The 23,896-nt window shown below is 68.4% G+C and carries 24 protein-coding genes; 12 read left to right on the forward strand and 12 right to left on the reverse strand.

All coding sequences use genetic code 11. From position 1 onward, the window contains the following. Window positions 1-252 precede the first annotated feature (252 nt). From pqqA to folK, 9 genes are all read left to right on the forward strand, one after another. On the forward strand, window positions 253-342 hold the full coding sequence (gene pqqA / locus BM140_RS09500; protein ID WP_012317526.1) for a pyrroloquinoline quinone precursor peptide PqqA: 90 nt from the start codon (window positions 253-255) through the stop codon (window positions 340-342). A gap of 48 nt (window positions 343-390) precedes the next feature. Continuing rightward, window positions 391-1,290 (forward strand): pyrroloquinoline quinone biosynthesis protein PqqB, encoded by a 900-nt coding sequence (pqqB, locus tag BM140_RS09505; protein ID WP_091945148.1) that lies wholly within the window; start codon window positions 391-393, stop codon window positions 1,288-1,290. A 180-nt stretch (window positions 1,291-1,470) separates the two neighbouring features. Further along, a complete protein-coding gene (gene pqqC, locus BM140_RS09510) occupies window positions 1,471-2,547 on the forward strand; it encodes a pyrroloquinoline-quinone synthase PqqC (RefSeq protein WP_091944654.1) in 1,077 nt (358 codons plus the stop codon). Continuing rightward, window positions 2,544-3,698, forward strand: coding sequence for a pyrroloquinoline quinone biosynthesis protein PqqE (gene pqqE / locus BM140_RS09515; RefSeq protein WP_091944657.1), 1,155 nt, complete (start codon window positions 2,544-2,546; stop codon window positions 3,696-3,698). The genes pqqC and pqqE overlap by 4 nt, the downstream gene beginning before the upstream one ends. Continuing rightward, on the forward strand, window positions 3,695-4,429 hold the full coding sequence (locus BM140_RS09520; RefSeq protein ID WP_091944659.1) for a hypothetical protein: 735 nt from the start codon (window positions 3,695-3,697) through the stop codon (window positions 4,427-4,429). The genes pqqE and BM140_RS09520 overlap by 4 nt, the downstream gene beginning before the upstream one ends. After that, window positions 4,410-4,772, forward strand: a complete 363-nt coding sequence (locus BM140_RS09525; protein WP_091944662.1) for a hypothetical protein — start codon at window positions 4,410-4,412, stop codon at window positions 4,770-4,772. Before BM140_RS09520 ends, BM140_RS09525 begins: the two co-directional genes overlap by 20 nt. A gap of 86 nt (window positions 4,773-4,858) precedes the next feature. Beyond that, window positions 4,859-5,710, forward strand: coding sequence for a dihydropteroate synthase (gene folP, locus BM140_RS09530; RefSeq protein ID WP_091944665.1), 852 nt, complete (start codon window positions 4,859-4,861; stop codon window positions 5,708-5,710). Continuing rightward, window positions 5,703-6,071 (forward strand): dihydroneopterin aldolase, encoded by a 369-nt coding sequence (folB, locus tag BM140_RS09535; protein ID WP_091944667.1) that lies wholly within the window; start codon window positions 5,703-5,705, stop codon window positions 6,069-6,071. The genes folP and folB overlap by 8 nt, the downstream gene beginning before the upstream one ends. Then, window positions 6,068-6,544 carry a 2-amino-4-hydroxy-6-hydroxymethyldihydropteridine diphosphokinase gene (gene folK / locus BM140_RS09540; RefSeq protein WP_091944670.1) on the forward strand — a complete coding sequence of 159 codons (477 nt, stop codon included), beginning with the start codon at window positions 6,068-6,070 and terminating at the stop codon, window positions 6,542-6,544. Before folB ends, folK begins: the two co-directional genes overlap by 4 nt. A 61-nt stretch (window positions 6,545-6,605) precedes the next feature. On the opposite strand, the gene xoxJ is transcribed toward folK, so the two are convergent. The 7 genes from xoxJ to BM140_RS09570 form a co-directional block, all read right to left on the reverse strand. Beyond that, the gene (gene xoxJ, locus BM140_RS09545) at window positions 6,606-7,469 is read right to left on the reverse strand and encodes a rare earth element methanol dehydrogenase accessory protein XoxJ (protein WP_091944673.1); all 864 of its coding nucleotides are present in this window, start codon (window positions 7,467-7,469) and stop codon (window positions 6,606-6,608) included. Then, window positions 7,469-8,059, reverse strand: coding sequence for a methanol metabolism c-type cytochrome XoxG (gene xoxG / locus BM140_RS09550; protein WP_091944675.1), 591 nt, complete (start codon window positions 8,057-8,059; stop codon window positions 7,469-7,471). The genes xoxJ and xoxG overlap by 1 nt, the downstream gene beginning before the upstream one ends. Before the next feature lie 231 nt (window positions 8,060-8,290). Continuing rightward, window positions 8,291-10,096, reverse strand: coding sequence for a lanthanide-dependent methanol dehydrogenase XoxF1 (gene xoxF1 / locus BM140_RS09555; protein ID WP_091944678.1), 1,806 nt, complete (start codon window positions 10,094-10,096; stop codon window positions 8,291-8,293). 183 nt (window positions 10,097-10,279) lie between these two features. Next, the gene (locus BM140_RS25365) at window positions 10,280-10,558 is read right to left on the reverse strand and encodes a hypothetical protein (protein ID WP_131803778.1); all 279 of its coding nucleotides are present in this window, start codon (window positions 10,556-10,558) and stop codon (window positions 10,280-10,282) included. Between the two features lie 188 nt (window positions 10,559-10,746). Next, entirely contained in the window at window positions 10,747-11,532 is a 786-nt protein-coding gene (locus tag BM140_RS09560; protein WP_091944681.1) for an ABC transporter ATP-binding protein, read from the reverse strand. Then, window positions 11,513-12,247 (reverse strand): ABC transporter permease, encoded by a 735-nt coding sequence (locus BM140_RS09565; protein ID WP_091944684.1) that lies wholly within the window; start codon window positions 12,245-12,247, stop codon window positions 11,513-11,515. The genes BM140_RS09560 and BM140_RS09565 overlap by 20 nt, the downstream gene beginning before the upstream one ends. Before the next feature lie 35 nt (window positions 12,248-12,282). After that, window positions 12,283-13,263: an ABC transporter substrate-binding protein gene (locus tag BM140_RS09570; protein WP_091945152.1), complete on the reverse strand. Its 981-nt coding sequence runs from the start codon at window positions 13,261-13,263 to the stop codon at window positions 12,283-12,285. Window positions 13,264-13,460: 197 nt separating this feature from the next. On the opposite strand from BM140_RS09570, the gene BM140_RS09575 reads away from it, so the two are divergent. Both BM140_RS09575 and BM140_RS09580 read left to right on the forward strand, forming a co-directional pair. Next, entirely contained in the window at window positions 13,461-13,838 is a 378-nt protein-coding gene (locus tag BM140_RS09575) for a 4a-hydroxytetrahydrobiopterin dehydratase (RefSeq protein WP_091944687.1), read from the forward strand. Window positions 13,839-14,363: 525 nt separating this feature from the next. Then, on the forward strand, window positions 14,364-16,520 hold the full coding sequence (locus BM140_RS09580) for a methyl-accepting chemotaxis protein (protein WP_091944690.1): 2,157 nt from the start codon (window positions 14,364-14,366) through the stop codon (window positions 16,518-16,520). Window positions 16,521-16,610: 90 nt separating this feature from the next. On the opposite strand, the gene BM140_RS09585 is transcribed toward BM140_RS09580, so the two are convergent. Continuing rightward, complete coding sequence (locus tag BM140_RS09585; protein ID WP_244535368.1) at window positions 16,611-17,045, reverse strand: DUF2380 domain-containing protein; 435 nt, start codon at window positions 17,043-17,045, stop codon at window positions 16,611-16,613. A gap of 137 nt (window positions 17,046-17,182) precedes the next feature. Then, the gene (locus tag BM140_RS09590) at window positions 17,183-17,626 is read right to left on the reverse strand and encodes a cupin domain-containing protein (protein ID WP_091944696.1); all 444 of its coding nucleotides are present in this window, start codon (window positions 17,624-17,626) and stop codon (window positions 17,183-17,185) included. Between the two features lie 132 nt (window positions 17,627-17,758). Between BM140_RS09590 and BM140_RS09595 the strand changes: the two genes are divergently transcribed. Further along, a complete protein-coding gene (locus BM140_RS09595) occupies window positions 17,759-18,757 on the forward strand; it encodes an AraC family transcriptional regulator (protein WP_091944698.1) in 999 nt (332 codons plus the stop codon). A gap of 82 nt (window positions 18,758-18,839) precedes the next feature. On the opposite strand, the gene BM140_RS09600 is transcribed toward BM140_RS09595, so the two are convergent. The 3 genes from BM140_RS09600 to sucD form a co-directional block, all read right to left on the reverse strand. Next, window positions 18,840-19,811: an HpcH/HpaI aldolase/citrate lyase family protein gene (locus BM140_RS09600; protein ID WP_091944702.1), complete on the reverse strand. Its 972-nt coding sequence runs from the start codon at window positions 19,809-19,811 to the stop codon at window positions 18,840-18,842. A gap of 216 nt (window positions 19,812-20,027) precedes the next feature. Next, window positions 20,028-22,799 (reverse strand): phosphoenolpyruvate carboxylase, encoded by a 2,772-nt coding sequence (locus BM140_RS09605; protein ID WP_091944705.1) that lies wholly within the window; start codon window positions 22,797-22,799, stop codon window positions 20,028-20,030. A 190-nt stretch (window positions 22,800-22,989) separates the two neighbouring features. Beyond that, window positions 22,990-23,880: a succinate--CoA ligase subunit alpha gene (gene sucD, locus BM140_RS09610; RefSeq protein ID WP_091944709.1), complete on the reverse strand. Its 891-nt coding sequence runs from the start codon at window positions 23,878-23,880 to the stop codon at window positions 22,990-22,992. Window positions 23,881-23,896: the final 16 nt, after the last annotated feature.

The raw sequence follows: 23,896 nt of genomic DNA on the forward strand, positions 1-23,896 counted from the left end.
GCGATGCTTGCCAGGGCCCTGCAGTCGCCTGCGCCCCGATCACGGTGAACGCGCTCCCTTACCCGTTAACGGATTCGGCAACATCCCGCACGGTGAACTGGGAAAAAGCGGCAATTTGGGTCTTGCGGGCCGGGCCGGTCTGGGCGATACACCTCGGGCGCTGAAAAATCAGTGCGCCGTCAGTATCTTACGATCTTCTTAGAGTGACGATCGCGCGGTTCTGGCGTCCGATAATGTTGCAGGAGAAACACCATGAAGTGGGCCGCCCCCATCGTTTCCGAGATCTGCGTCGGCATGGAAGTCACGAGCTACGAGTCGGCCGAGATCGACACCTTCAACTAAGAAGGTTTGAGCCGGGCCTGGGCGATCGCGGACGAGCGGGTACACACCATGCATGTCGTGATCCTGGGCTCGGCGGCGGGCGGCGGCGTTCCTCAGTGGAACTGCCGCTGCTCCATCTGCTCCCTGGCCTGGGCGGGTGACGCCAGGGTCAAGCCCCGCACGCAGTCGAGCATCGCGGTCTCTCCCGATGGAGAACGCTGGCTCCTGCTGAACGCCTCCCCCGACATCCGCCAGCAGATCCAGGCCAATCCGCAGATGCATCCGCGGGAGGGCCTGCGTCACTCGCCGATCCACGCGGTGCTGCTGACGAACGGCGACGTCGATCACGTCGCGGGCCTTCTCACCCTGCGCGAGGGCCAGCCCTTCACCCTCTACGCCACGCCCGGCATCCTCGGTTCGGTCACCGACAACCGCGTCTTCGACGTGATGGCGGCCGACGTGGTGAAGCGGCAGACGATCGCCTTGAACGAGACCTTCGAGCCGGTGCCCGGCTTGCAGGTCACCCTGTTCTCCGTGCCCGGCAAGGTGCCGCTCTGGCTGGAGGATTCCTCCATGCAGATCGGCGCCGAGACCGAGACCACGGTCGGCACCATGATCGAGGCCGGGGGCAAGCGCCTCGCCTACATCCCCGGCTGCGCCCGCGTCACCGACGACCTCAAGGCCCGCGTCTCGGGGGTCGATGCCCTGCTGTTCGACGGCACGGTGCTGGAGGACGACGACATGATCCGCGCGGGCGTCGGCACCAAGACCGGCTGGCGCATGGGCCATATCCAGATGAACGGCGAGACCGGTTCGGTCGCGTCCTTCGCCGATGTCGAGATCGGCCGGCGCGTGTTCGTCCATATCAACAACACCAATCCGGTGCTGGTCGAGGGGTCCCCCGAACGCGCCGGCGTCGAGCAGCGGGGCTGGACCGTGGCCCATGACGGGCTGACGCTCGACCTCTAAGCTCGAACTAAGAATGCGCGGCCTGGAAACCTCCGGCCCGACCGAATATATTTTGCGCGATACAATCGCGCGATGGGCGCCCTGTCCTTCACGGCGACGGCGGCCCATCTTAGAGTCGCTCTCAGGACGCGCCCCCGAGAGTCCCAAAAAACGCCAGAGAGACGGGGAGAGCCCAACGCCATGACCGCCCAATTTCCGCCCCCCGTCCCCGATGCCGGCGACCGGCTCCTGAGCCACGAGGAGTTGGAGGCGGCGCTCCGCGACATCGGCGCCCGCCGCTACCACAACCTGCACCCGTTCCACCGCCTGCTGCATGACGGCAAGCTCTCGAAGGATCAGGTCCGGGCCTGGGCGCTCAACCGCTACTATTATCAGGCGATGATCCCGGTGAAGGATGCCGCCGTGCTCGCCCGCCTGCCGGACGCGCAGCTGCGCCGGATCTGGCGCCAGCGCATCGTCGATCACGACGGCGACCACGAGGGTGACGGCGGCATCGAGCGCTGGCTGAAGCTCGCCGAAGGCGTCGGGTTTGAGCGCGACTACATCCTCTCCACCAAGGGCATCCTCTCGGCGACCCGCTTCTCGGTCGATGCCTATGTCCACTTCGTCTCCGAGCGCAGCCTGCTCGAGGCCATCGCCTCCTCGCTGACCGAGATGTTCTCGCCGACCATCATCTCCGAGCGCGTCGCCGGGATGCTGAAGAACTACGACTTCATCACCAAGGACACGCTGGCCTATTTCGACAAGCGCCTGACCCAGGCCCCGCGCGACGCCGACTTCGCCCTCGACTACGTCAAGCAGCACGCCAAGACGCCGGAGCAGCAGCGCGCCGCCATGGCCGCGCTGACCTTCAAGTGCAACGTGCTCTGGACCCAGCTCGACGCGCTGTACTTCTCCTACGTCGCGCCGGGCATGATCCCGCCGGATGCGTGGCAGCCGGGCGAGGGCCTCGTCGCCGAGGGTTCGCCGGCCGCGAAGTCCGGCGCGTTCTCGGGCGGCGACGTGCCGCGCCTGCCCCGTGGCGTGCGCCTGCGTTTCGACGATGTGCGGGGCAAGCACGTGCTGCTCGCCCCCGAGCGCACCTTCGATCTCGACGACAACGCCGTCGCAGTCCTCAAGCTCGTCGACGGGAACAGCAGCGTGTCGCAGATCGCCCGCACCCTGGGCGAGACCTACGACGCCGACCCCGCCGTCATCGAGGCCGACATCGTCGTGATGCTGGCCGACCTCGCGCAGAAAAGGGTCTTGGAGCGATGAACGCACCCGCGCCCGCCCCCTCCCCCACCGAGGTGATCCCGGCCCCCGTGGGTCTGCTCGCCGAGCTGACCCACCGCTGCCCCCTGCGCTGCCCCTATTGCTCGAACCCGCTCGAACTCGACCGGCGCTCGGCCGAGCTCGACACGGCGACGTGGCTGCGGGTGCTGAGCGAGGCGTCGGCGCTGGGGGTGCTTCACGTCCACCTTTCGGGCGGCGAGCCGACGGCGCGGCCCGACATCGTCGAGATCACGGCCAAATGCGCCGAACTCGGTCTCTACTCGAACCTGATCACCTCCGGGGTCGGCGGGGCGCTCGCCAAGCTCGACGCCCTCTACGACGCCGGCCTCGACCACGTGCAGCTCTCGGTGCAGGGCGTCGATGCCGCCAACGCCGAGAAGATCGGCGGCCTGAAGAACGCGCAGCCGCAGAAGATGCAGTTCGCGGCCCGCGTCACCGAACTCGGCCTGCCGCTGACGCTCAACTCGGTGATCCACCGCGGCAACATCCATGAGGTGCCGGGCTTCATCGATCTGGCGGTCAAGCTCGGGGCCAAGCGGCTGGAAGTGGCCCATACGCAGTATTACGGCTGGGCCTACGTCAACCGCGCGGCGCTGATGCCGGACAAACGCCAAGTCGACGAGTCGATCCGCATCGTCGAGGCGGCGCGCGAGCGGCTGAAAGGTCAGCTCGTCATCGACCTCGTGGTGCCGGACTACTACGCCAAGTACCCGAAGGCCTGCGCGGGCGGCTGGGGCCGCAAGCTCATGAACGTGACGCCCCAGGGCAAGGTGCTGCCCTGCCACGCCGCCGAGACCATCCCCGGCCTCGAATTCTGGTACGTGAACGATCACTCGCTCGGCGACATCTGGGCGAAGTCCCCGGCGTTCGCGGCCTATCGCGGCACGTCGTGGATGAAGGAGCCCTGCCGCTCCTGCGACCGCCGGGAGAAGGATTGGGGCGGCTGCCGCTGCCAGGCGCTGGCGCTCACGGGCGACGCCGCCAACACCGATCCGGCCTGCTCGCTCTCGCCGCTGCACGGGAAGATGCGCGATCTCGCCGCGGAAGAGGCTGCCGAGAACCCGCCGGACTATATATACCGCACCATCGGGACGAATGTGCAAAGTCCTTTGACCGAGAAGGCACCCCTTTGAACCGCAAGCTTCTGTTGGCCGCGCTCGCCGCGGCCTCTCTCACCACCGTCTCCCTGGCCGTGACCGCCGTGCAGGCGGCCCCCGACACGCCCGCTCCGACGCCGGTCGCGACCGACGCCGGCAAGGGCGCACCGGATGCCGGCGACCTGCTGTTCGAGCGTCCGCAACTCAAGAACACCGCGCCGGGCAGCACGATCACCTACGATTACCTGCGCCGCAGCGGCATCGTCCGCGGTCCCTACGGCCCGCCGCTCAACGACGAGATCAAGTTCACGATCGAGCCGGGCAAGAGCGCCGAGAGCCGCGATGTGCGGGTGCAGATGTTCTCCGGCGCCAACCGCGTCCCGGCCGGCCCCTTCATCGACATGCCGGGCAACCCCGTCCTGAGCCTGTTCCTCGAGAACCATCTCAAGGGTCTGGCCGGCCTGCTGGAGGCCAATCCGCGCTACCTCAAGAACGCGATCCGCAAGGGCATGCGCGAGAAGGCCAAGGTCACCCCGACGGAGGTCGAGTACAAGGGCCGCAAGGTCGAGGGCTGGCGCGTCGAGATGCAGCCCTTCCTCGGCGACCCGCTGACCGACCGCATGCGCGGCTTCGACAATCTCACCTACACGTTCGTCACCTCGCCGGAGGTCCCGGGCGAGATCGTCTCGATCCGCGCCAGCGCGACCAAGCCGGATGGCGGCGAACTCCTCGAAGAGAGGCTCGACTATGATCAGAAGGACTCTTGAGATTGCGGCCGCGGGGCTCGTCGCCGCGATCCTGATGTCTCCCGCCCAAGCGGAAGAAAACGACTACCCGACGGATGCCCGCGCCGATTACGTGTTCGGCTGCATGGCCGCCAACGGACAGACCCGCGAGGCGCTGGAGAAGTGCTCCTGCTCGCTCGACGCGATGGCCGCGATCCTGCCCTACGACAAGTACGTGCAGGCCTCGACCATCCTGTCGATGCGCCAGGGCATCGGCCAGCGCACCACGGCGTTCAAGGCGACCAAGATGTTCGACGACCGCGTCGCCGACCTCCGCCGCGCCCAGGCCGAAGCGGAAATCCGCTGCTACCGCGGCGCCAGCTGATTTTTTTGACGGATGCCGGGGGGCTGGCCTCCCGGCGCCTGAGCGGCTAGGCGGATTCGGCTTTTCACGCGCGAAAAAAAGATCCGATGGCTGCCTCTCCTCCCCCGAGCCGCCTCCAGGCGCTGCTGCCCGATCTCGGGCGGCGCACGCTGGTGATGGGCATCCTCAACGTCACGCCGGATTCGTTCTCGGACGGAGGCCGGTTCGAGGGCGTCGAGGCCGCCCGCGCGCAAGCCGCCGCCCTCATCACGGAGGGCGCGCATATCCTCGATATCGGCGGGGAATCGACCCGGCCGGGCCACGCGCCGGTCCCGGCCGCGGAGGAACAGGCCCGCGTCCTGCCGGTGATCGAGGCGCTTACCCCCGGCCTGTCCGTCCCGATCTCCATCGACACCTACAAGGCCTCAACCGCCGCCGTGGCCCTTAAGGCCGGCGCGACCCTCGTCAACGACGTCTGGGGCCTGCAGCGCGAGCCCGACATCGCCCGCGTCGCCGCCGACCACGGCGCGCCGGTCATCGTCATGCATAACCGCGAGACGATCGATCCGGACCTCGACATCGTCGCCGACATGCAGTGCTTCTTCGAGCGCTCGCTGACCATCGCCCGCAAGGCCGGCATCCGGGATGCCGACATCGTCCTCGATCCGGGCATCGGCTTCGGCAAGAGCTGGGACCAGCATCTCGAAGCCCTGCGGCGCCTGCCCGAGATCCGCGCGCTCGGCTTCCCCCTCCTCGTCGGCGTCTCGCGCAAGAGCCTGCTCGGGCGGCTGCACGACCGCGAGACCGCGCCACGCGACCGCCTCGTCGGCTCGATTGCCGCCCATGTGCTGGCCGGGACGCTGGGCGCCGACATCGTCCGCGTGCACGACGTCGCCCAGCATATCGAGGCCCTGCGCGTGCTCGACGCCGTGATGAGACCGGAAACCGCCCGTGGCTGACCGCATCCTCGTCCACCGCATCGCGGTCTTCGCCCGCCACGGCGTGCTGCCCGAAGAGGAGCGGCTCGGTCAGCGCTTCTACATCTCGCTGGATTGCCGGCTCGACCTCGCGGAGGCGGGCCGCAGCGACGACGTGGCCCACACCGTGAGCTACGCCGACCTCGCGCAGATCGCCGTCGCGACCGCCACCGAGCGTCGCTTCGCTCTGATCGAGGCCCTGGCCGAAGCGATCGCGCAGACCTGCCTCTCTCGGTTTTCCCGGATCGAGCGCATTCGGGTCCGGATCGACAAGCCGAGCGCGCCGATCCCGACCGTGCTCGATTACGCGGCCATCGAGATCGAGCGGGAGCGCCGGCCATGACCCGCGCCACTCTCGGCCTCGGCAGCAATATCGGCGACAAGGCCGCGATGCTCGCGCAAGCCGTCGAGCGGCTGGCCGCTTGGCCCGGCATCCGCCTCGTCGCCCGCTCGGCCGATTACCGCACGCCCCCCTGGGGCGACACCGATCAGGACTGGTTCCTCAACGCGGCGGTCGCGGTCGAGACCGAACTGACGCCGCACGCTCTGCTGGAGGCCTGCCTCGCGATCGAGGCGGCCCTCGGCCGCGTGCGCGAGCGCCGCTGGGGCCCACGGGTGATCGACATCGACGTCCTCTCCTACGAGGGCGCCGAGGTTTCGGACGAACGGCTGGTGCTGCCGCACCGCTACGTCCGCGAGCGCGCCTTCGTGCTGGTGCCGCTGGCCGAGATCGCCCCCGATCTCGTCATCGGCGGCGAAACGGTGCGGGATGCCCTCGCAAAGCTCGACGCGACCGGAATCGAGCGCCACGCCTGAAAAGAGCCCGGATGCTTCGCGCATCCGGGCTCTTTGTCCTATCGAAGACCGAAAATCCGCTTCAGGGCGTCTTCGTATCCGGGCCCGGTTCGAGGAGTTTGTTCTCTTCCTCGGCGAGCAACGGCACGTCGTAGTCCCGCAGCACCTTCTCGATGTCGTCCTTGCGCTTGCGCAGGACGGTGTTGATCTTGCGCTTCCAGTCGTCCTCGCCCTGCCGCACGCCCATCGAGACGCGGAAGGTCAGCGCGGGGCGGCCCGGCTCGTTGAGCAGGGGCACGACCTCCATCGGCACGCCGCTCTGCTTGGCCAGCCAGCCGGCGGCGGCGCCCCACAGGATCGCCGCGTCGATCTTCTTCTCGGCGAGGTCGGCGATGACCGCGGCGGCGACCGTCTGGTGCTTGCGGTCGTCCCCGAAGGCATAGGGCGCGTAGGGCGTCATCCGCTCGCCCGCGAGTCCGAGTTCGCCGAGGCGGGCGACCGGGGGCGTACCGGCGATGATGCCGATCTTCTTGTCCTTGAGCCGCGGATCGTCGAGCCCCTTGAGCCCCTCGATCTCGCCCTTACGGGTCACGACGGCGTAGGAGGACCGGTAATAGGGGTTCGTCGGCTGAACCACCTCACCGCCGGAGGTGCCGATGATCAGGTCGCACAACCCGCTGCCGAGGGTGTTGCGGACGAAGCCCGGCCCCTGGGTCAACCAGTAATAGCGCAGTTTGACCTTCAGCTCGTCGGCGACGATGGCCGCGATCTTGTTCTCGAAACCGTCTCCCTTGCGCTGGGAGAACGGCATGTTGCCGGGGTCCGAGCAGACCCGCAGGACATCGGTCGTGACGAGATCGGGCAGGTGCTGGGCCCGAGCGTCGCGCGCCCCTGCCGAAACCAGCAGGAGCGCGACGACGACGACGAAGGAATGGCTCCGGGGCATCAGCCGCCCAGGCACTCCGTCTCCGCCTTCTTGTAGGTCTCGGGCTTGTCTTCCTTCTCGGCCGGACGGGCACGGCCCCAGGCACCGGCGGCGCGGGCGCGCAGGTACACGTAGAGGTCGTTGGCGTAGCACATCACGTTCTTGTTGTCGCCGAAGGCGGGCATCACCTGATTGGCGGTGTTGTTCACGTCCTGCTTGCCGCCGGCGAGGATGCCGTAGAACTCTTCGTAGGAGAGGCGCTTCAGCGAATCCTTGAGAGCGGGCGCGTAGGTGGAGCCCATGCCGTCCGGACCGTGGCAGACGTGGCACTCCGCGTGATAGCGGCGGTAGCCCGCGTAGGTGTACCAGTCGACCTTCTTGCCGTCATTGGTGATGCGGAAGGTCGGGTGACCGTCCTTGTCGAGATACTTGCCGTCCTCATCCTTCACGGCGGTCGCAGCCTTCAGGACCGGCTCGTCGATCTCCTTGGCATTGGGATCGAGCTTGTTGGCAAAGTCGGTCTTGGCGTCCTGCGCGAAGACGAGGGTGGCCGTGGGGACCGTGCCGAGAACGGCGGCGCCGACGAGACCAAGCAGAGCAAGGGTTTTCATTGAGGACAACGACGTTTCTCCCGAGACCGTGATGTTGCACCGCAACATAGGCGTGCGGTTACGGCGGCTTTCTTACATGCTCATTATAAAAACATAAAGATGCCGGCACGGAAACCGCGCCGGCATCTCTTTGCATGGCTGGACCATGCGACCGAGCGTCTCTGACGTGCCCCTGGGCGGACCGGGGGCTCCCCCGCCGGCCCGGAAGCCGGCGGGAGATGGTCGGGAGACTTAGTTGTTCGGCAGGGAGAAGACGGTGAGCTGACCGCCGAGGTTGGTGTAGCTCGACAGGGCGGCGTAGCCACCCACCGCGCCGAGGCCGGCGTTCGGGTCGGTCAGACCGGCCGCGAGGCCGATGCCGGCCCAGCCGCCGACGCCCGACAGGACGCCCACGTACTGCTTGCCCTTGTGCTCGTAGGTCATCACGTTGCCGATGATGCCCGACGGGGTCTTGAACTTGTACAGCTCCTTACCCGTCTTCGAGTCGACCGCCTTCAGGTAGCCCTCGAGGGTGCCGTAGAACACCACGTCGCCCGCCGTCGCCAGCGCACCGCACCAAACCGAGAACTGCTCGGGGTTCGACCACTTGATCTTCCCGTTCACGCCGTCCCAGGCGATGAAGTTGCCCATGCCGCCGTGCGAGCCGGGGGCCGGGTACATCGACAGGGTCGCGCCGACATAGGGCTGGCCCGGGGTGTAGGTCACCTTGAAGGGCTCGTAGTCCATGCAGACGTGGTTGGTCGGAACGTAGAACAGCTGGGTCTTGGGCGAGTAGGCCGCCGGCTGCTGGTCCTTCGAACCGAGCGCCGCCGGGCAGATGCCCTTGGAGTTCACGTCCTCACCGTTCTGCTCGGTCGAGTACTTCGACACGACCAGCGGACGGCCGTAGGTCTTCGAACCCTTGTCCATGTCGACCTTGGTGGCCCAGTTCACCACCGGATCGTACTTCTCGGCGACCAGCAGGGCGCCGGTGTCGCGGTTCAGCGTGTAGCCGAAGCCGTTACGGTCGAAGTGGGTCAGGAGCGGCTGCTCCTTGCCGTCGATCTTCTGATCCGTGAGGATCATCTCGTTGATGCCGTCGTAATCCCACTCGTCGTGGGGGGTCATCTGGTAGACCCACTTGGCCTTGCCGGTATCGGGGTTACGCGCCCACACCGTCATCGACCACTTGTTGTCGCCCGGACGCTGCTTCGGGTTCCAGGTCGAGGGGTTGCCCGAGCCGTAGTAGAAAAGGTCGAGCTTGGGATCGTAGGAGAACCAGCCCCAGGTGCAGCCGCCGCCCTGCTTCCACTGATCGCCTTCCCAGGTCTTCAGCGAAGCGTCCTTCTCGACCGGCTTGCCGAGCTCGGTGGTCTTGCCGGCTTCGATCAGGGTCTGATCGTCCGGGCCCATCGAGTAGCCGCGCCAGATCTTCTTGCCGTCCTTGAGCGAGTAGGCGGTGACGTGGCACTGCACGCCGAACTCGCCGCCGGAGATGCCGACGATGACCTTGTCCTTCACCGGGAGTACGGTGGCGGTGTTGGTCTCACCCTTGGACGGGTCGCCGTTCTTGACCGACCAGTTCACCTTGCCGGTCTTGGCGTCGAGGGAGACGACGGTGGTGTCGGCCTGGTGCAGGATGATCGTGCCGTCAGCGTAGGCCAGACCGCGGTTGACGGTGTCGCAGCACATCACCGGGATGACCGACGGGTCCTGCTTCGGCTCGTACTTCCACACGATCTTGGCGCCCTGGTCGAGGTCGAGGGCGTAGACGATGTTCGGGAAGGGGGTGTGGACGTACATCATGTTGCCGACGACGAGCGGGGCGCCCTCGTGGCCGCGCAGCACGCCGGTCGAGAAGGTCCAGGCGACCTGGAGGTTCTTGACGTTGCTGGCGTTGATCTGGTCGAGCTTGGAATAGCGGGTGTTGGCGTAATCGACCGTCTGAAGCGCCTGCTCCGCCGGGTTGGCGATGGACTTCAGAACGCTCTCGTTGGCCAGGGCCGGGGTCGCCGCAGCGATGCCAGCGCCGAGGGCGAGAAGGTGTACCGCTCTCATGGATTCCTCCGACAGATCTTGATCTTCAGCAGACAGCACAAAGTCTTGCCGCTGAAGACTGACCTGTTGTTTGCGACAGGGATCAGTTGAGCTCCGGCAACTCGCGAAAAGACGCCGACGGCACGGGATTATCCCGATCCATCAACGGCTTACCCGGTCGGAGCCGCATCCCTAGCGGCCCCCTCAGTCCGAAGCTTGAACGAACTCTAAGAAAATTTCGGGCGGCGTCAACACGCTTTCTCTGGTCGAATGTCGCAGGTGGGCAGGCACAGTCGGATAAATTTTCTTGTCGCCGCCGCCTTTTTGCGCTGCAACAAATTGTACGCGGCGCAAAAGTCCATGGTTCAACTTGGAAAGAATCGGGACATCGCGCTCTTCACCATGCATCTTCGGAATGCGGTTTCGGGCAAATTCGGCAATTGATCCGACGCCATGCGTGGATTGCAGCGCCGCCCGAGGCATCGCTCGCGCGAGACCGTCGTCCGCGCACGGCGGAGTCCAAGCGCTTCGGATCGTTCGTGGATCGGGCTTAGGCCGTCTGGTCGGCGACGCCGCAGTGGAAAGGCGGCGTTTCGTGCGTTGCCTTGCCGCATCCTCCCGGTCGCAAACGGCACCGGGTGTGCGCGAACCGCGAATCGGCGATTCGAGAATTACTGCGCGATGACGCCGGGGAAGCGCCCGGCGAGGTCGGCGCGGGTCGCCTCGAGGAAGCTGCGGTCGCGCTGCCCCCTGGGACGGTCGAGGGGCACGGCGGCGAGCAGGTGCGCGGGCCGGGCCGAGACCAGCAGCAGCCGGTCGGCGATCTCCAGGGCCTCCCCCACATTGTGGGTGACCATGAGGATGCTGGTTCTCCGCTGGGCCACGGTCTCGACCACGAGGGCGCGCAGGCCCGCGGCGGCGTTGTCGTCGAGGGAGACGAACGGCTCGTCGAGGACGAGGACGCGCGGCTCCAGCGCGAGCGCCCGGGCGAGCGCCACCCGCCGCTGCATCCCGAGCGACAGGGCGCCGGGAAAGCGCCCGCGCCAGGGGGTCAACCCGAGGGTTTCGAACACCCCGTCGAGATCGCGCCCGCGCCGCTCCCGCGGCAGGCCGAGGCGCACGTTCTGCTCGATGGTCCGCCACGGCAGCAGGCGCGGATCCTGGAACACCATCGCGATGCCGACCGCGTTCGGGTCCGGCGTCACCGCGCCCTCGAAATCCGGGTCGAGCCCGAGGAGGATGCGCAGGGTCGTGGTCTTGCCCGCCCCCGAGGGGCCGATGAGGCAGGTGATCTCGGCCGGTCGCAGCGAGAAAGCGAGGTCCCGCACCGCCTCGACCGGCTCGGTGCGGGCGCGGCGATAGACCTTGCGGTCGATCCGGACGGTCAGCAGCGGCGCGGCGGCCGCATTCAGTTCAGCGCCTGCGGCGGGTTCGAACTCAGCGCCAGCGGCGGACATGGGCGTCGAGGGGCTGGAGGATCAGGGCGTCGATGGCGAGCATCACGCTCATGAAGACGACGCTGTAGCCGATCACGGCGGTCACGTCGAAGAGGGTGAAGTAGTAGTTGATGGCAAAGCCCACCCCGTTCGGGCGCCCGAGCAGCTCGACGACGAGCACGATCTTCCAGGCGAGCGAGATGCCCGAGCGGGCCGCCGCCACCATGAAGGGCTGGAGCTGCGGCAGCAGCACGTGGGCGATCCAGGTGCGGCGGTCGAACCGGTAGGTGCGGGCCATCTCCTCCAGGCCGGGATCGAGGCCGCGCGCACCCTCGCGCATGATGACGGCGACGTTGGGCAGCTTGTTGATGGCCACCGCCACGATCGCCGCGGTCTCGGTCAGCCCGAGCCAGACATAGGCCAGCACCGTCACGACGAGGGCCGGCGTGTTCAGCACCACGAGGAGCGGCGTGTCGAGGAGGCGGTCGGCGAGCTTCGAGCGCCCGAGCGCGATGCCGAGCAGCACGCCCAGGCTCATGGCGATGACGAAGGACACGCCGACGCGGGCGAGCGTGACCCCGACATTGAACAGCAGGTTGCCGCTCTGCGCCTCGCGCAGGATGAAGGCGAAGACCGCGCTCGGCGCGGGAAGCGTCCTGACGTCGGCATAGACCGAGACGCCCTGCCACAGGGCGAGCAGGACGGCGAGGGAGACGAGGCGCGCGACGAGAGCCATGCGGTCGGGTCAGGCGGCCGGAGCGGGCATCGACCTCACGCTTTGGACGCGTCGAGGTAGAGGTCCGGGGGCAGGGTCTTGCCGGAGCCGAGGAGCTGCGGGCCCGCCAGCCGTGCCAGCGTCGCGTAGATGCGCTCGCCGTCCGCCCGCTCGGCCCCGACGGTGCGGCGGGGGATGCCGGAGAGGAATTCGCGCTTGAGCGCCTCGAAAGTGGCGTCGTCGTCCGCCGCCATCAGCGGGCGCACGGTCGCCCACAGGGCGGGGTCGCTCGCCAGCGCGTCCTTGGCCGCGGTGGAAGCGCGGGCGAAGCCCTTCACGACCTCGGGACGCTCCGTGACGGTGCGCCCCTCGAACAGGTAGCCGATCAGCGCCACCGGGCCTTGCGCGCCGAAAGCACGCATCACGTCGTCGGCGGAAATCAGGCGCTTGAAGCCCTTGGCCTGGAGCCGGGCGCAATACTGCCAGTAGAGAAGCGCGGCATCGAGTTCGCCGCTCTCCAGCTTCTGCGCCAGCAGCGGGGGGGCGCCGTAGGCGATCTGCGCGGCGGAATCGAGATCGAGCCCGGCGGTCTCGCGTCCCTGCGCCTTCAGAAGGATCCAGTTCTTGTCCAGCGCGCCGCCCGCGACGCCGAGGCGCTTGCCCGCGAGGCCCTTGAGATCGGTGATCGGGCTGCCCTCGGGCACCATCAGGGCGCCCTCGGTGGTGGAATAGGGCGCAAAGCGCACGCCGCGGCCCTCGTTGCCGAGACGCGCCGCCCAGATCAGATCGCCGACGATGGCATCGACCTGGTCGCCCAGGAAGGCGATGCGGGCGGCATCGTTGCCCGCGAGCTTGACGGTTTCGAGGGTGAAGCCGTTCGCCTCGTCGAGGCGCCGCTCCTTGATTACGGCGGCCTCCCAGGAGGCCGTGCCGAACGGCAGGACGCCGAGACGGAACGTGTCCGCCGCCGCACGCGCCGAGCCGAATCCGGCCAGCGCCGCCGCTCCGGCCGCGAGCACTCCGCGCCGTGACAGCATCGGCGTCACCTCCCGCTGTTCCGGCGACCGCCTCGGGCCGCCATCCTGTTGAAGAATCTCATAAGCGCTGCCCCCGGCGGCGTCCACCGCCACCCCCGGCCTTTCCCGTGCGACACGCAGCCGTGATCGGCTCGCCCGGCTTGCGCGCCCGTCCGCCCCATCGCACCTTCCCGGGCGACGAAAACGGGAGGCGAACGATGTCACAGGCGCGCGAAGCGGTGTTCGACGAGGCCACGGTCGAGCGGCGGCTCAAGGAAGAGCTGCCGCACTGGCGGCTGGAGGACGGCTGGATCCGCCGCACCTACAAGACCGCCTCGTGGAAGGGCACGCTGATGGTGATCAACACGGTCGGCCATCTGGCGGAAGCCGCGTGGCACCATCCCGACCTCACCGCGTCCTATGCCTGGGTCGAGGTGCGGCTGATGAACCATGCCGCCAAGGGCATCACCGAGAAGGACTTTTTGCTGGCGAAGAAGATCGAGGAGGTGGTGGCTTGGCAGCCGGGCGCGGAGGGCGGCGCGCTGGAGGGCACGCCGGGCGACCCGCGCTTCGCCTACATCAAGTACGAGAAGTAAGACCCATCGGCGATGATCCTGCCTCATCGCCGATGGCCCTCGCGATGGCGGGGCGGCGGGCGTCCACCGGACGCACGGAACAGGACCACCGGTCCGGTTCCGTGCCGCTCGGTATGAGCCGTGCCGCCGCCTCGATCCTTCGGCACACGTGCCGGACGATCGGGCGGCGGCTCCTCCCTCCTGCTCCCTAGGACCGCCGCGCGAGCCTCATGCCCCGGGGTCGCGCTGTCGGGGTCAGACGGGCGCCGAGTGGCATTCTTTTGCCGGACAATCGCCTGGATGCCTGCACCGGCGCGGCTGCAGCCGGCCTTCGGCCCTGCGAGCCGGAGCATACAAGGACCTATGACATCAGACACCAGGAGCATTGCGCAAGCATCGGGACAAATCAACACGCCAATCCCGACATCTCTTTGTTCTTATGATCTTATAATTCGAAATATCATTCGTGCCGACACTCGACTGTTTTATTAATGAATCCATGCCAACAACGACATGCTCCAGATGACGGCGTGGACAGTGACGACAATGTTGAACTTCGGTCGGTTGACGATACGGTTGCCCGCCATGACGATCGGGCTTGCCCTCATCAGTGCCGCGGCGATGGGAGGGTTCAGCTGGAACTCCGCCCGCACCAGCCTGATCGAGGAAGCCCGTCACCGCCTCCAGCTTACGGCTGCGGCCGAGCGCAACAGCATCGTCCTGATCGCCGAGCGCCTCCAGGCGGACTTCCTGGCCGTCGCCTCCCATCCCCTGCTCGCGGCGAACGCGCCGGACCTGATCGAGATGCTCGACACGTCCAGGGAGGATACGGCCGCGATGGTGAAGGCGTTCAGGGCGCCCGCCACGGTCGAGGCCCGCATCGCCTTCGACGGCCTGTCCACCAACACGCTGTACGGGCGCCGCCATGCCAAGGTGCAGGACGTCGCCCGCAAGCTCGTCGGACAGCCGGGCTATGCCGACCTGATGGTGATCGATGAGGCGGGCCGCGTCGTCTACACGACGACGAAGGGTGAGGACTTCGCCAAGTCCGTGATGGACCCCTCGCTGAACCGGACCGGCATCGCGCGGCTCTACGACCGCCTGCGCTTCGGCGACGACCAGACCGTCCTGTTCGAGGATTTCGCGCCCTACCCGGTCGGCGAAGGGCCCTCGGCCTTCATCGGCCGCGTCCTGACCAAGCCCGCGAGCATCGCGATGGGCACCGACAACGTCGAGGAGCGGGCCGGCTTCGTGGTGCTGCGCGTCGATTCGAAGCTGTTCGACCGGACCCTGTCGAAGCGCAACGGCCTGGGAGAGACGGGCCAGGCCTTCGCCCTCGGTGGGGACGGGCTGCTGCGCAGCAACCCGGCCCTGACGACCCAGGTGAAGGCAGGTCATTCCGTCACGTCTGCCGAACTCGATCCGAAATCGCTCACCGATCGCGAGACCTTCGCGTTCACCGACGACCGGGGTCGTCAGATGGGTGCCGTCGCCGGAGTGGAGGTGCTCGGCACCCCCTGGAAGGTCGTCGCCGTCCAGAGCGAGGCCGAGGCCATCGGCGCGGTGCAGAGCCTCTCGCGCACGCTCGCCCTGATCGGGCTCGGCGTGCTGGCCATGACCGCCCTGCTCGGCCTCGGCATGGCGCGGTCGATCGTCCGCCCCCTCGATGCCCTGACCCGCGCCCTGAATGCGCTCGCCGCCCGCGAGCCGCTGACCGAAGTTCCGGGGAGCGCCCGCCGGGACGAGATCGGCGACATCGCACAGGCCGTCGTGACGATCCGCGACATCTCGCTGGAGGAGGCCGCCCAGCAGCTCGAGACGACCGAGGCGGCCCGCCTGCGCGAGGAGCAGGCGCGCCGCTCGCTCCTGCGTGACCTCGCCGGCCGGTTCGAGAACTCCGTCGGCGGCATCGTCACCCGCGTCTCGACGGCGGTCGATGCGCTTCACGGCTCCTCGGACAGCATGAAGCGGGCGGTGGAGGATACGTCGCAGCGCTCCGGCAGCGTCGCCGCCGCGGCCGAGCAGACCGCGGCCAGCGTCAATGCCGTGGCTGCCGCCGCGGAAGAACTCGGCGCCACGGTCGAGGAGATCGGCCGGCTGGTCGAGCAGGCGACGGGCGTGTCCTCGGACGCCGTCCAGGAGGCGATCCGCACCGAGGAGATGATGGTGACCCTGGCCGCCGCGGCCTCCCGCATCGACGACGTGGTCAACCTGGTCTCGAGCATCGCCGGCCAGACCAACCTCCTGGCGCTCAACGCGACGATCGAGGCGGCCCGGGCGGGCGAGGCCGGTCGCGGCTTCGCGGTCGTGGCCGTCGAGGTGAAGGAGCTGGCCGGCCAGACCACGCGGGCCACCGCGGAGATCGGCCAGCAGGTCGCCGCGATCCAGGCGGCGACGAACGGGGCGATGCAGGCGATCCAGGGCATCACCGCACGGATCCGGACGATGAATGCCGTCACGACGAACATCGCCGCCTCCGTGGAGGAGCAGGGCGTCACCACGCAGGAGATCGTTCGGAGCATGAACCAGGCTTCGGCCGGAACCGGCGCCGTGACGAGCGACATCGGCGAGGTGGCCCGTGTCGCCGACGAGGCCGGCCTCGCCGCCGGCTCCGTCCTCCAGGCCTCGGACGATCTGGCGCATCAATCCCAGCTTCTGCGCACCGAGGTCGAGCAGTTCCTCACCGATATCCGGGCCGCCTGAGGCTCGGCGCGGCGGGATCCCCGCCGCGAAGACGCGGGACCCGGCGGCTGACCCCGCCGGGCATCCGGGCAAAGCGTGTGTCGCGGCGCGTCAGCGGCGCGGCGGGAGCCCGTCGCGGATCTGTTCGGCGAGGAACCGTTCCGCGCGTTGCCACGCCTCGTCCGTGTCGCCCCGGAAGTTGAGGTCGCGGGAGAGGATGTCCCGCCCCGTGCGGACCTCTACCAGCCGCGCCCAAAGCTGAAGGATCAGCGTGCTGCTCTTGTGGACGACGCCGACGAAGACCCATTCGGCCCCTTCGTCCCGGGCGACGCGCAGGAGGCAGGCGGCATCCCCGGAGGGACAGGTCCGCAGGGGACCATCGATCGGAAGGAGCGTCGCACGGGCGAGACCGAGACGCGTGAGGTCGGCGGCGAGGTGTTCGCCGAGGCGCGCCAGCCGCTCGGCATGCTGGGCGGACTGATCGGTCGGTTCGCCGGAGGTGTCGAGGAGCTTGATCGGCAGCACCGCGAGCGAGGGCGGACGCAAGTCGTCCGCCCTCGCGGGTGTGGCGGCGAGCGCACCCATGACGAGAGCAACGTGCTGGATCCGCGCGAAGCGTTTGTGCCTCGCCCTCCTGACGGGTCGCTCGCCGGATTGTCGCCGGGCGGAGGGAGAGGTGGACATCAGGCCGACCTCGCGGCCTGCGCGGCGTGGAGCGCCTTGAATTCCGGGATGCCGAAGGCCGCGACGACGGCGTGGCCCTCATCGAGGATTTCGTAGACCGGGCCATCGATGCCGCGGTTCGTGAAGTAGACGATCACGTCCTGATCGCCGCCGCCCTCCGTGTGGGGCTCGCCCCCGGCCCGGCCGGCGACGTAGCTGCCGACGGGTCTGATCTCCTTCAGGCTGCCGTCCGGCCGGTAGAGGCGCAACTCGCCCTGGAGAACGAGCGTTCGGTAATCGGCCCCATGCCGATGCAGGGCGATCCGCTGGTTGGCCGTGAACTTGAAGAGCAGGTCGACGATCCGCGCCTCCTCATCGACGCTCAGGATATGATAGGCGGCGTGGTCGAAGCCCTCGATGGTCTGCCACGCGATGGCGCGGTCGTCGAAGGGAAGCGTCGGCATGGTGTCCTCCCGATAGGCCGCGCGCGGGCGGGAGGCCCGCGCTGCCTCGGCCGAGCCGGATGGAAGACCGGTTTCGCTCGTCGCTCTTGCCATTCGGTGCCAGCCGGCCAACGCTGGGCGCGGGAGGCGCACATGCCGGATCACGGCCTGACCCGAGCCCGGACGATGGGCCCCATCGCCGAGGCCGTCCGGATGGCGGGCGGATCGCTCGCGCGGGTGTTCGGCCGGGCCGGGATGCCGCTGAGCCTCCTCGACACGCCCGACCGGCTGATCCTGCTGCGCGATCAGCTCGCGCTGGTCGAGGCCGCGATCCGCGAGATCGGCGATCCGGCCCTGCCGGCCCGCCTCTCGACAGCCACCGGCATCGCCGGGCTCGGGCCCATCGGCACGCAGGTCCGCTCGTCGGACAGTCTGGGTGCAGCGTTGCGGCGGGTCGAAACCGTGACGCCGCAGCTTCTCCAGACGGCGACTTGGACCGGCCTGCGCCGACGCGGCACGGAGGCCTTCTACGGGTACGCCGTCACCGAGCGGATCGAGGCGGGGCGGCAGGCGAACGAGGTGCTGGCGCTCGGATACCTGCTCGGCACCGTCCGCCACTTCCTCGGCGCCGCGTGGCAGCCGGAGCGGGCCGTGGTGACGGGCGCGCACTTGGCGGCCCGCAGCGAGATCGAGACGCTGTTGGGCTGCACCGTCGTGCTCGGGCCGCGGGCCGGCCTCGTCTTTCCCGCGCATCGCCTCGATGCCGCGAACCCGAGCCGCACCGGAGCGTGCGGCGCGAGCGCGGACGCGCCGATCGGCAGCGGTCTCGGGACTTGCGTCGCGCACCTGATCGAACTCGCTCTCGACGAGGCGCGCCCGTCCATCGACGGGATCGCCGGCCGTCTCGGGCTGTCGCGGCGGACGCTCCAGCGACGGCTGGAAGCCGAGGGGATGGGCTATGCCGAGATCCAGCGCCGTGTGCTGATCCGCCGTGCCGAAACGCTGCTCGCGGCCGACCGGCTTCCCATCGGCCGCATCGGGCTCGAACTCGGCTATGCGGACGCGGCCCATTTCAGCCGCGCCTTCCTCGCATGGACCGGCCTGACGCCACGCCGGTGGCGTGACAGCCGGCGCGGCGGGCCGGAGGCCTGACAACGAAAAAGGCCGGGCATGCCCGGCCTTCTCCGTCACCGACCCGACATCGTTCCCGCAGGACGATGCGATCGTGAAGACATCACTTCTTCATCGCGTCGGCCTTCTGGATCAGCGCCTCGGCCATGCGGATCGAGGCGATGTCGATGAGGCGGCCGTCGAGAGCCACGGCGCCGCGGCCGGCCTTGGCGGCCTCTTCCATGGCCTGGAGGATGCGGCGGGCCTTCTCGACCTCCTTCTCGGAGGGCGTGAACACGTCGTTGGCGAGCTCGATCTGCGAGGGGTGGATCGCCCACTTGCCCTCGTAGCCGGCGGCGGCGCAGCGGCGGGCGGCCGAGATGTAGCCGTCCTGGTCCGAGAAGTCGCCGAACGGGCCGTCGATCGGGCGCAGGCCGTAGGCGCGGCAGGCGACCAGCATGCGCTGCTGGGCGAACAGCCACGGATCCTGCCAATGCGTCTGGCGGTTGCCGGCCTCGTCCTTGTCGGTGAGCACCGAGTAATCCTCGTTGACGCCGCCGATCACGGTCGAGCGGGTGCGGCAGGAGGCGGCGTAGTCGGCCACGCCGAAGGACATCGCCTCGAGGCGCTTGGAGGAGGTCGCGATCGCCTCGACATTGGCCATGCCCAGCGCGGTCTCGATCAGCACCTCGAAGCCGAGCTTCTTCTCGCGCTTCTTGGCCTGCTCGATCTGGGTCACCAGCACGTCGATGGCGTAGACGTCCTGCGGCACGCCGACCTTGGGGATCAGGATCATGTCGAGGCGCGGGCAGGCCTCCACGATGTCGACGACGTCACGGTACATGTAGTGGGTGTCGAGACCGTTGATGCGGATCATCATGGTCTTGTTGCCCCAATCGATCTCGTTCAGGGCCTGGATGATGTTCTTGCGGGCCTGCTCCTTGTCGTCGGGCGCCACCGCGTCCTCGAGGTCGAGGAAGATCACGTCGGCCGCCGACGAGGCCGACTTCTCCATGAAGGTCGGGTTGGAGCCGGGAACCGCGAGTTCCGAGCGGTGCAGGCGGGGGGTCGCCTGCTGGATCAGGGTGAAGCTCATCGTGATTCCTCCGTTCTTGAGACCGTTTGCCTCGGCACCCGCGTTCTCGCGCGTCGTGCCGTCTATCTCGCGCGCGGGGCCCGGCCGTCCAGCCGAGCCCAGCGACACGTGAGCCTGATCGTTCGCCTCAGCGCATCGTCCCCTCGGGCCGATGCTCTGGGTTCTCGTGCCGCATCGGCTTGTCCGAAAGCCGGTTCCCACCTTTCGGGCCGATGCTCAGCCCGTCGCGCCGAAGCCGACCGCGATGCAGTTGATCGACAGGAGCAGGGCGGACTTCACCGCCTCGCGCTTGTCCTCGTCGGTCTCGCTGCGGAAGCGGCGCAGCAATTCGACCTGCTCGCGGCTGACCTGGTTGATGGTCGGCAGGCGCCCGTGCAGACGCTCGCGGAATTGTGGGAAGCGCTGGGCCAGCTCGGTGTCGCCGCTGATGCGCAGCACCATCTCCTTGGTCAGCGCGTATTCCCGCTCGATCATACCGAAGATGCGCTCGCGAACCCCCGCGTTCTCGACGAGGCCAGCGTAATCGCGGGCGATCTCCAGATCGACCATCAGCAGCGTCTTCTCGACCTCGTCGAGGACGAGGCGGAAGGGGCGCGAATGCTCGAACAGGCGCTTCAGCTGGGCCTCGCCCTGCGCGCCGCGCACATCGATGAAGCTCTTCAGCCCCGAGCCGACGCCGTACCAGCCGGTGATGACATGGCGGTTCTGCGACCACGCGAACACCCACGGGATCGCGCGCAGATCCGACAGCGACTTGGCGCCGAAGCGGCGGGCCGGCCGCGAGCCGATGTTGAGCAGCGCGATCTCGTCCAGCGGGCTCGCCGCCTGGAAGTAATCCACCAGCCCCTCGGCCTGGATGAAGTTGACGTATGCCGCCCGCGAAGCACCGGAGAGCGCCTCCAGCGCGTCGTCGAACTCGGAGCGCGAGCCGTTGAGGCCGTTCTTCTCCGAATGCAGCGCGTGCTCGAGGACCGAGGCCGCCAGCAGCTCCATCTGGTAGGCGGCAGTGCCGCGGTTGGCGTATTTGAACGAGACGACCTCGCCCTGCTCGGTGATGCGGAAGCGCCCGTTGATCGAGCCCGGCGGCTGGGCCGCGATGCCGCGATGGGTCGGCACGCCGCCGCGGCTGACCGAGCCGCCGCGCCCGTGAAAGAAGGCGATCGGCACGCCGGCCTGCTTGCCGAGATCGGTCAGCTTGGTCTGCGCCTTGTACAGCTCCCAGTTCGAGGCGACGAAACCGCCGTCCTTGTTCGAATCCGAGTAGCCGATCATCACCTCCTGCACGCCGCCCTGCCAGCGGGTGGCGCGGCGCACCACGGGGATGCCGAGCAGCTCCTTCATGATCGCGGGCGCGGCGCGCAGGTCGTCGATGGTCTCGAACAGCGGCACGATCGGCAGCGGGCAGATCTCGGTGCCGGCGGCGTCGAGGAAGAGGCCGGCCTCCTTGGCCAGCAGGTAGGCGCCGAGCACGTCCACGGTGGAGCGCGTCATCGACAGGATGAAGGCGCCGAAGGCCTCGCGATCGAGCTGCTCGCGCATCTCGCCCACCAGCGCGAAGGTCGCCAGCGTCTCGCGGGCGTCGTCGGGCAGCCGGTCGGCATAATCCTCGAACGAGGTCTCCGGGGTGCGCGGCCGGGCGAGTTCGGCGAGCAGCCAATCCTTCCAGGCCGGCGCATCGAGGGCCGGCGGCTCGCGGTCGCCGTTTCGCAAGCCCCACAGGGCATGGAGCGTCTTGGTGGTGCGCGTGGAATTCTCACGCAGATCCAACCGGACGGTCGAGAAGCGGAAGATCTCGACCATCCGGCGCACGGGGCGGACGATGTCGGTGGCGAGCGAGCCGCATTTGGCGTCGGCGAGCCCCTTCTCCAGGGTCCGCAGATCGTTGATCAGCCCGTCGGCGCTCGGGTAATCGGGCCCGACCGAGCGGACGCCCTTGTTGCGGGCGATCGTCGCTTCGAGCTTGCGCAGCACGCAGGACAGGAACTGGCGATACGCCTCGCCGGGATTGCGGTTGGCGATGGCGCGGGCATCGCCCGATTCGGCGAGCAGGCTCGCGAGTTCCGCCCGGAACGTCTCCGGCACCGGCAGGGAGCGCTCGGTGATCGACAGGACGCGGCCGAGATGGGTGATGCCGTCGCGGTAGCGCCGCAACGAGGCGAGCGCGTTGCGCTGCAGCGTCTCGCGGGTGACGCTCGCGGTGACGTAGGGGTTGCCGTCGCGGTCGCCGCCGATCCAGCTGCCGAACTGGAAGAACGGCGGCACCTCGAAGGTCTCGTCCGGGTAGTACTGCGCGAGGCTCTCCTCCAGGGAGAGCAGCATCTCGGGCAGCATCTCGAACAGGGTCTCGTCGAAGAAGTGCAGGCCCCAGGCGACCTCGCGCTCGACGGTCGCCTTCTCCAGATGCAATTCGCCCGTCATCCAGATCAGCTCGATCTGGTCGCGCAACTCGTTCATCAGGCCGTTGCGCTCGCGCTCGGTCCAGCGCGGCAGCTCCAGCTCGCGCAGGACGAGGTAGATGCGGCGCAGCTTCTCCAGCACGGTGACGCGCTTGCCCTCGGTCGGGTGCGCCGTGATGGTCGGGCGGATGCGCAGATCCTTCAGCAGCGCGTGGATCTGCGGCGCGCCGATGCCCTTGGCGGAGGCATCCGCCAGCACCTTGGCGAAGGAGCCGCTCAGGGCCTCGCGGCCTTGGTCGCGCTCGACGTGGCGGCGGCGGCGCATGGCCGCGTTCTGCTCGGCGATGGAGACGAGCTGGAACCAGATGCCCTGCACCTGGAGCGCGCGGGCCAGCATCTCGGGGGTGTAGGATGAGATGTCGGCGCGCCCGTGCAGCACGTCCTCCAGTTCGGGATCGTGGCGGCGGGCCACGTCGAGGAGGGCGTGGAACAGGATGTCGAGGGCGTCCTCGGTGGCCGTGCCGGTGATGACCGGCGGCGCGAAGGTCGTGTCGGTCGCGGCTGACGGCCGGGCGTGCAGCGTCTTGGTCATGGGAATCCCCCCTGGCGAGGTTTTTTCGGAAGTCATCAGGCCGCAATCTGCGGGAGGGCGGGTCGCCTCCGTCCACGGGGCACGCTCCTCCCTGTTTCAGGGAGGAGGCAGGCGGTGGGGTCGTGCCGGATGACGGTCGCCGCCGCCGTGTGCCCCCGCCCCTCCCGGGTCGGGGAGGGGCGAGCGCGGTTTACGCCGCGCGGGCGAGGACGTCGGCCACGGTCTGGCCGAAGGAGCCCGGATCGGGCGCCACCGTCAGCCCGTACGACTTCATGATCTCGGCCTTCTCGGCGGCGCTGTCGCCGGTCGCCGAGATGATCGCGCCGGCATGGCCCATGCGGCGGCCCTTCGGGGCGGTGAGACCCGCGACGAAGCCGATGACCGGCTTGGAGAAGTTCTCCTTGATCCAGGCCGAGGCCTCGGCCTCCTGCGGGCCGCCGATCTCGCCGATCATCAGCACGGCCTCGGTCTCCGGGTCCTGCTCGAACAGGGCGAGGTGATCGAGGAAGGACGAGCCGTTGATCGGGTCGCCGCCGATGCCGACCGAGGTCGAGATGCCGATGCCGAGCTCCTTCATCTGCGCGGCGGCCTCGTAGCCGAGGGTGCCGGAGCGCGAGATGACGCCGACCTTGCCCGGCAGGTAGATGTGGCCGGGCATGATGCCGAGCATCGACTTGCCGGGCGAGATGATGCCGGCACAGTTCGGGCCCACCACCATGGTGCGCTTGTCCTTGGGGTAGCGGCGCAGGTAGCGCTTCACCCGCATCATGTCCTGGGCCGGGATGCCGTCGGTGATCGAGCAGACGAGCTGCAGGCCGGCATCGGCCGCCTCCATGATCGCGTCCGCGGCGAACGGCGGGGCGACGAAGGTGATCGAAGTCGTGGCACCGGTGGCCTCCACCGCCTCCTTGACGGTGTTGAACACCGGCACGCCGCAATGGGTCTTGCCGCCCTTGCCCGGGGTGACGCCGCCGACGACGTTCGAGCCGTAGGCGATCATTTCCTTGGCGTGGAAGGTGCCCTTGTCGCCCGTGATGCCCTGGACGATGATCGGGGTCTTCTCGTCGATGAGAATGCTCATGGCGTGATCCTCCCCG

It is taken from the genome of Methylorubrum salsuginis (genome assembly GCF_900114375.1).
Taxonomy (GTDB): domain Bacteria; phylum Pseudomonadota; class Alphaproteobacteria; order Rhizobiales; family Beijerinckiaceae; genus Methylobacterium; species Methylobacterium salsuginis.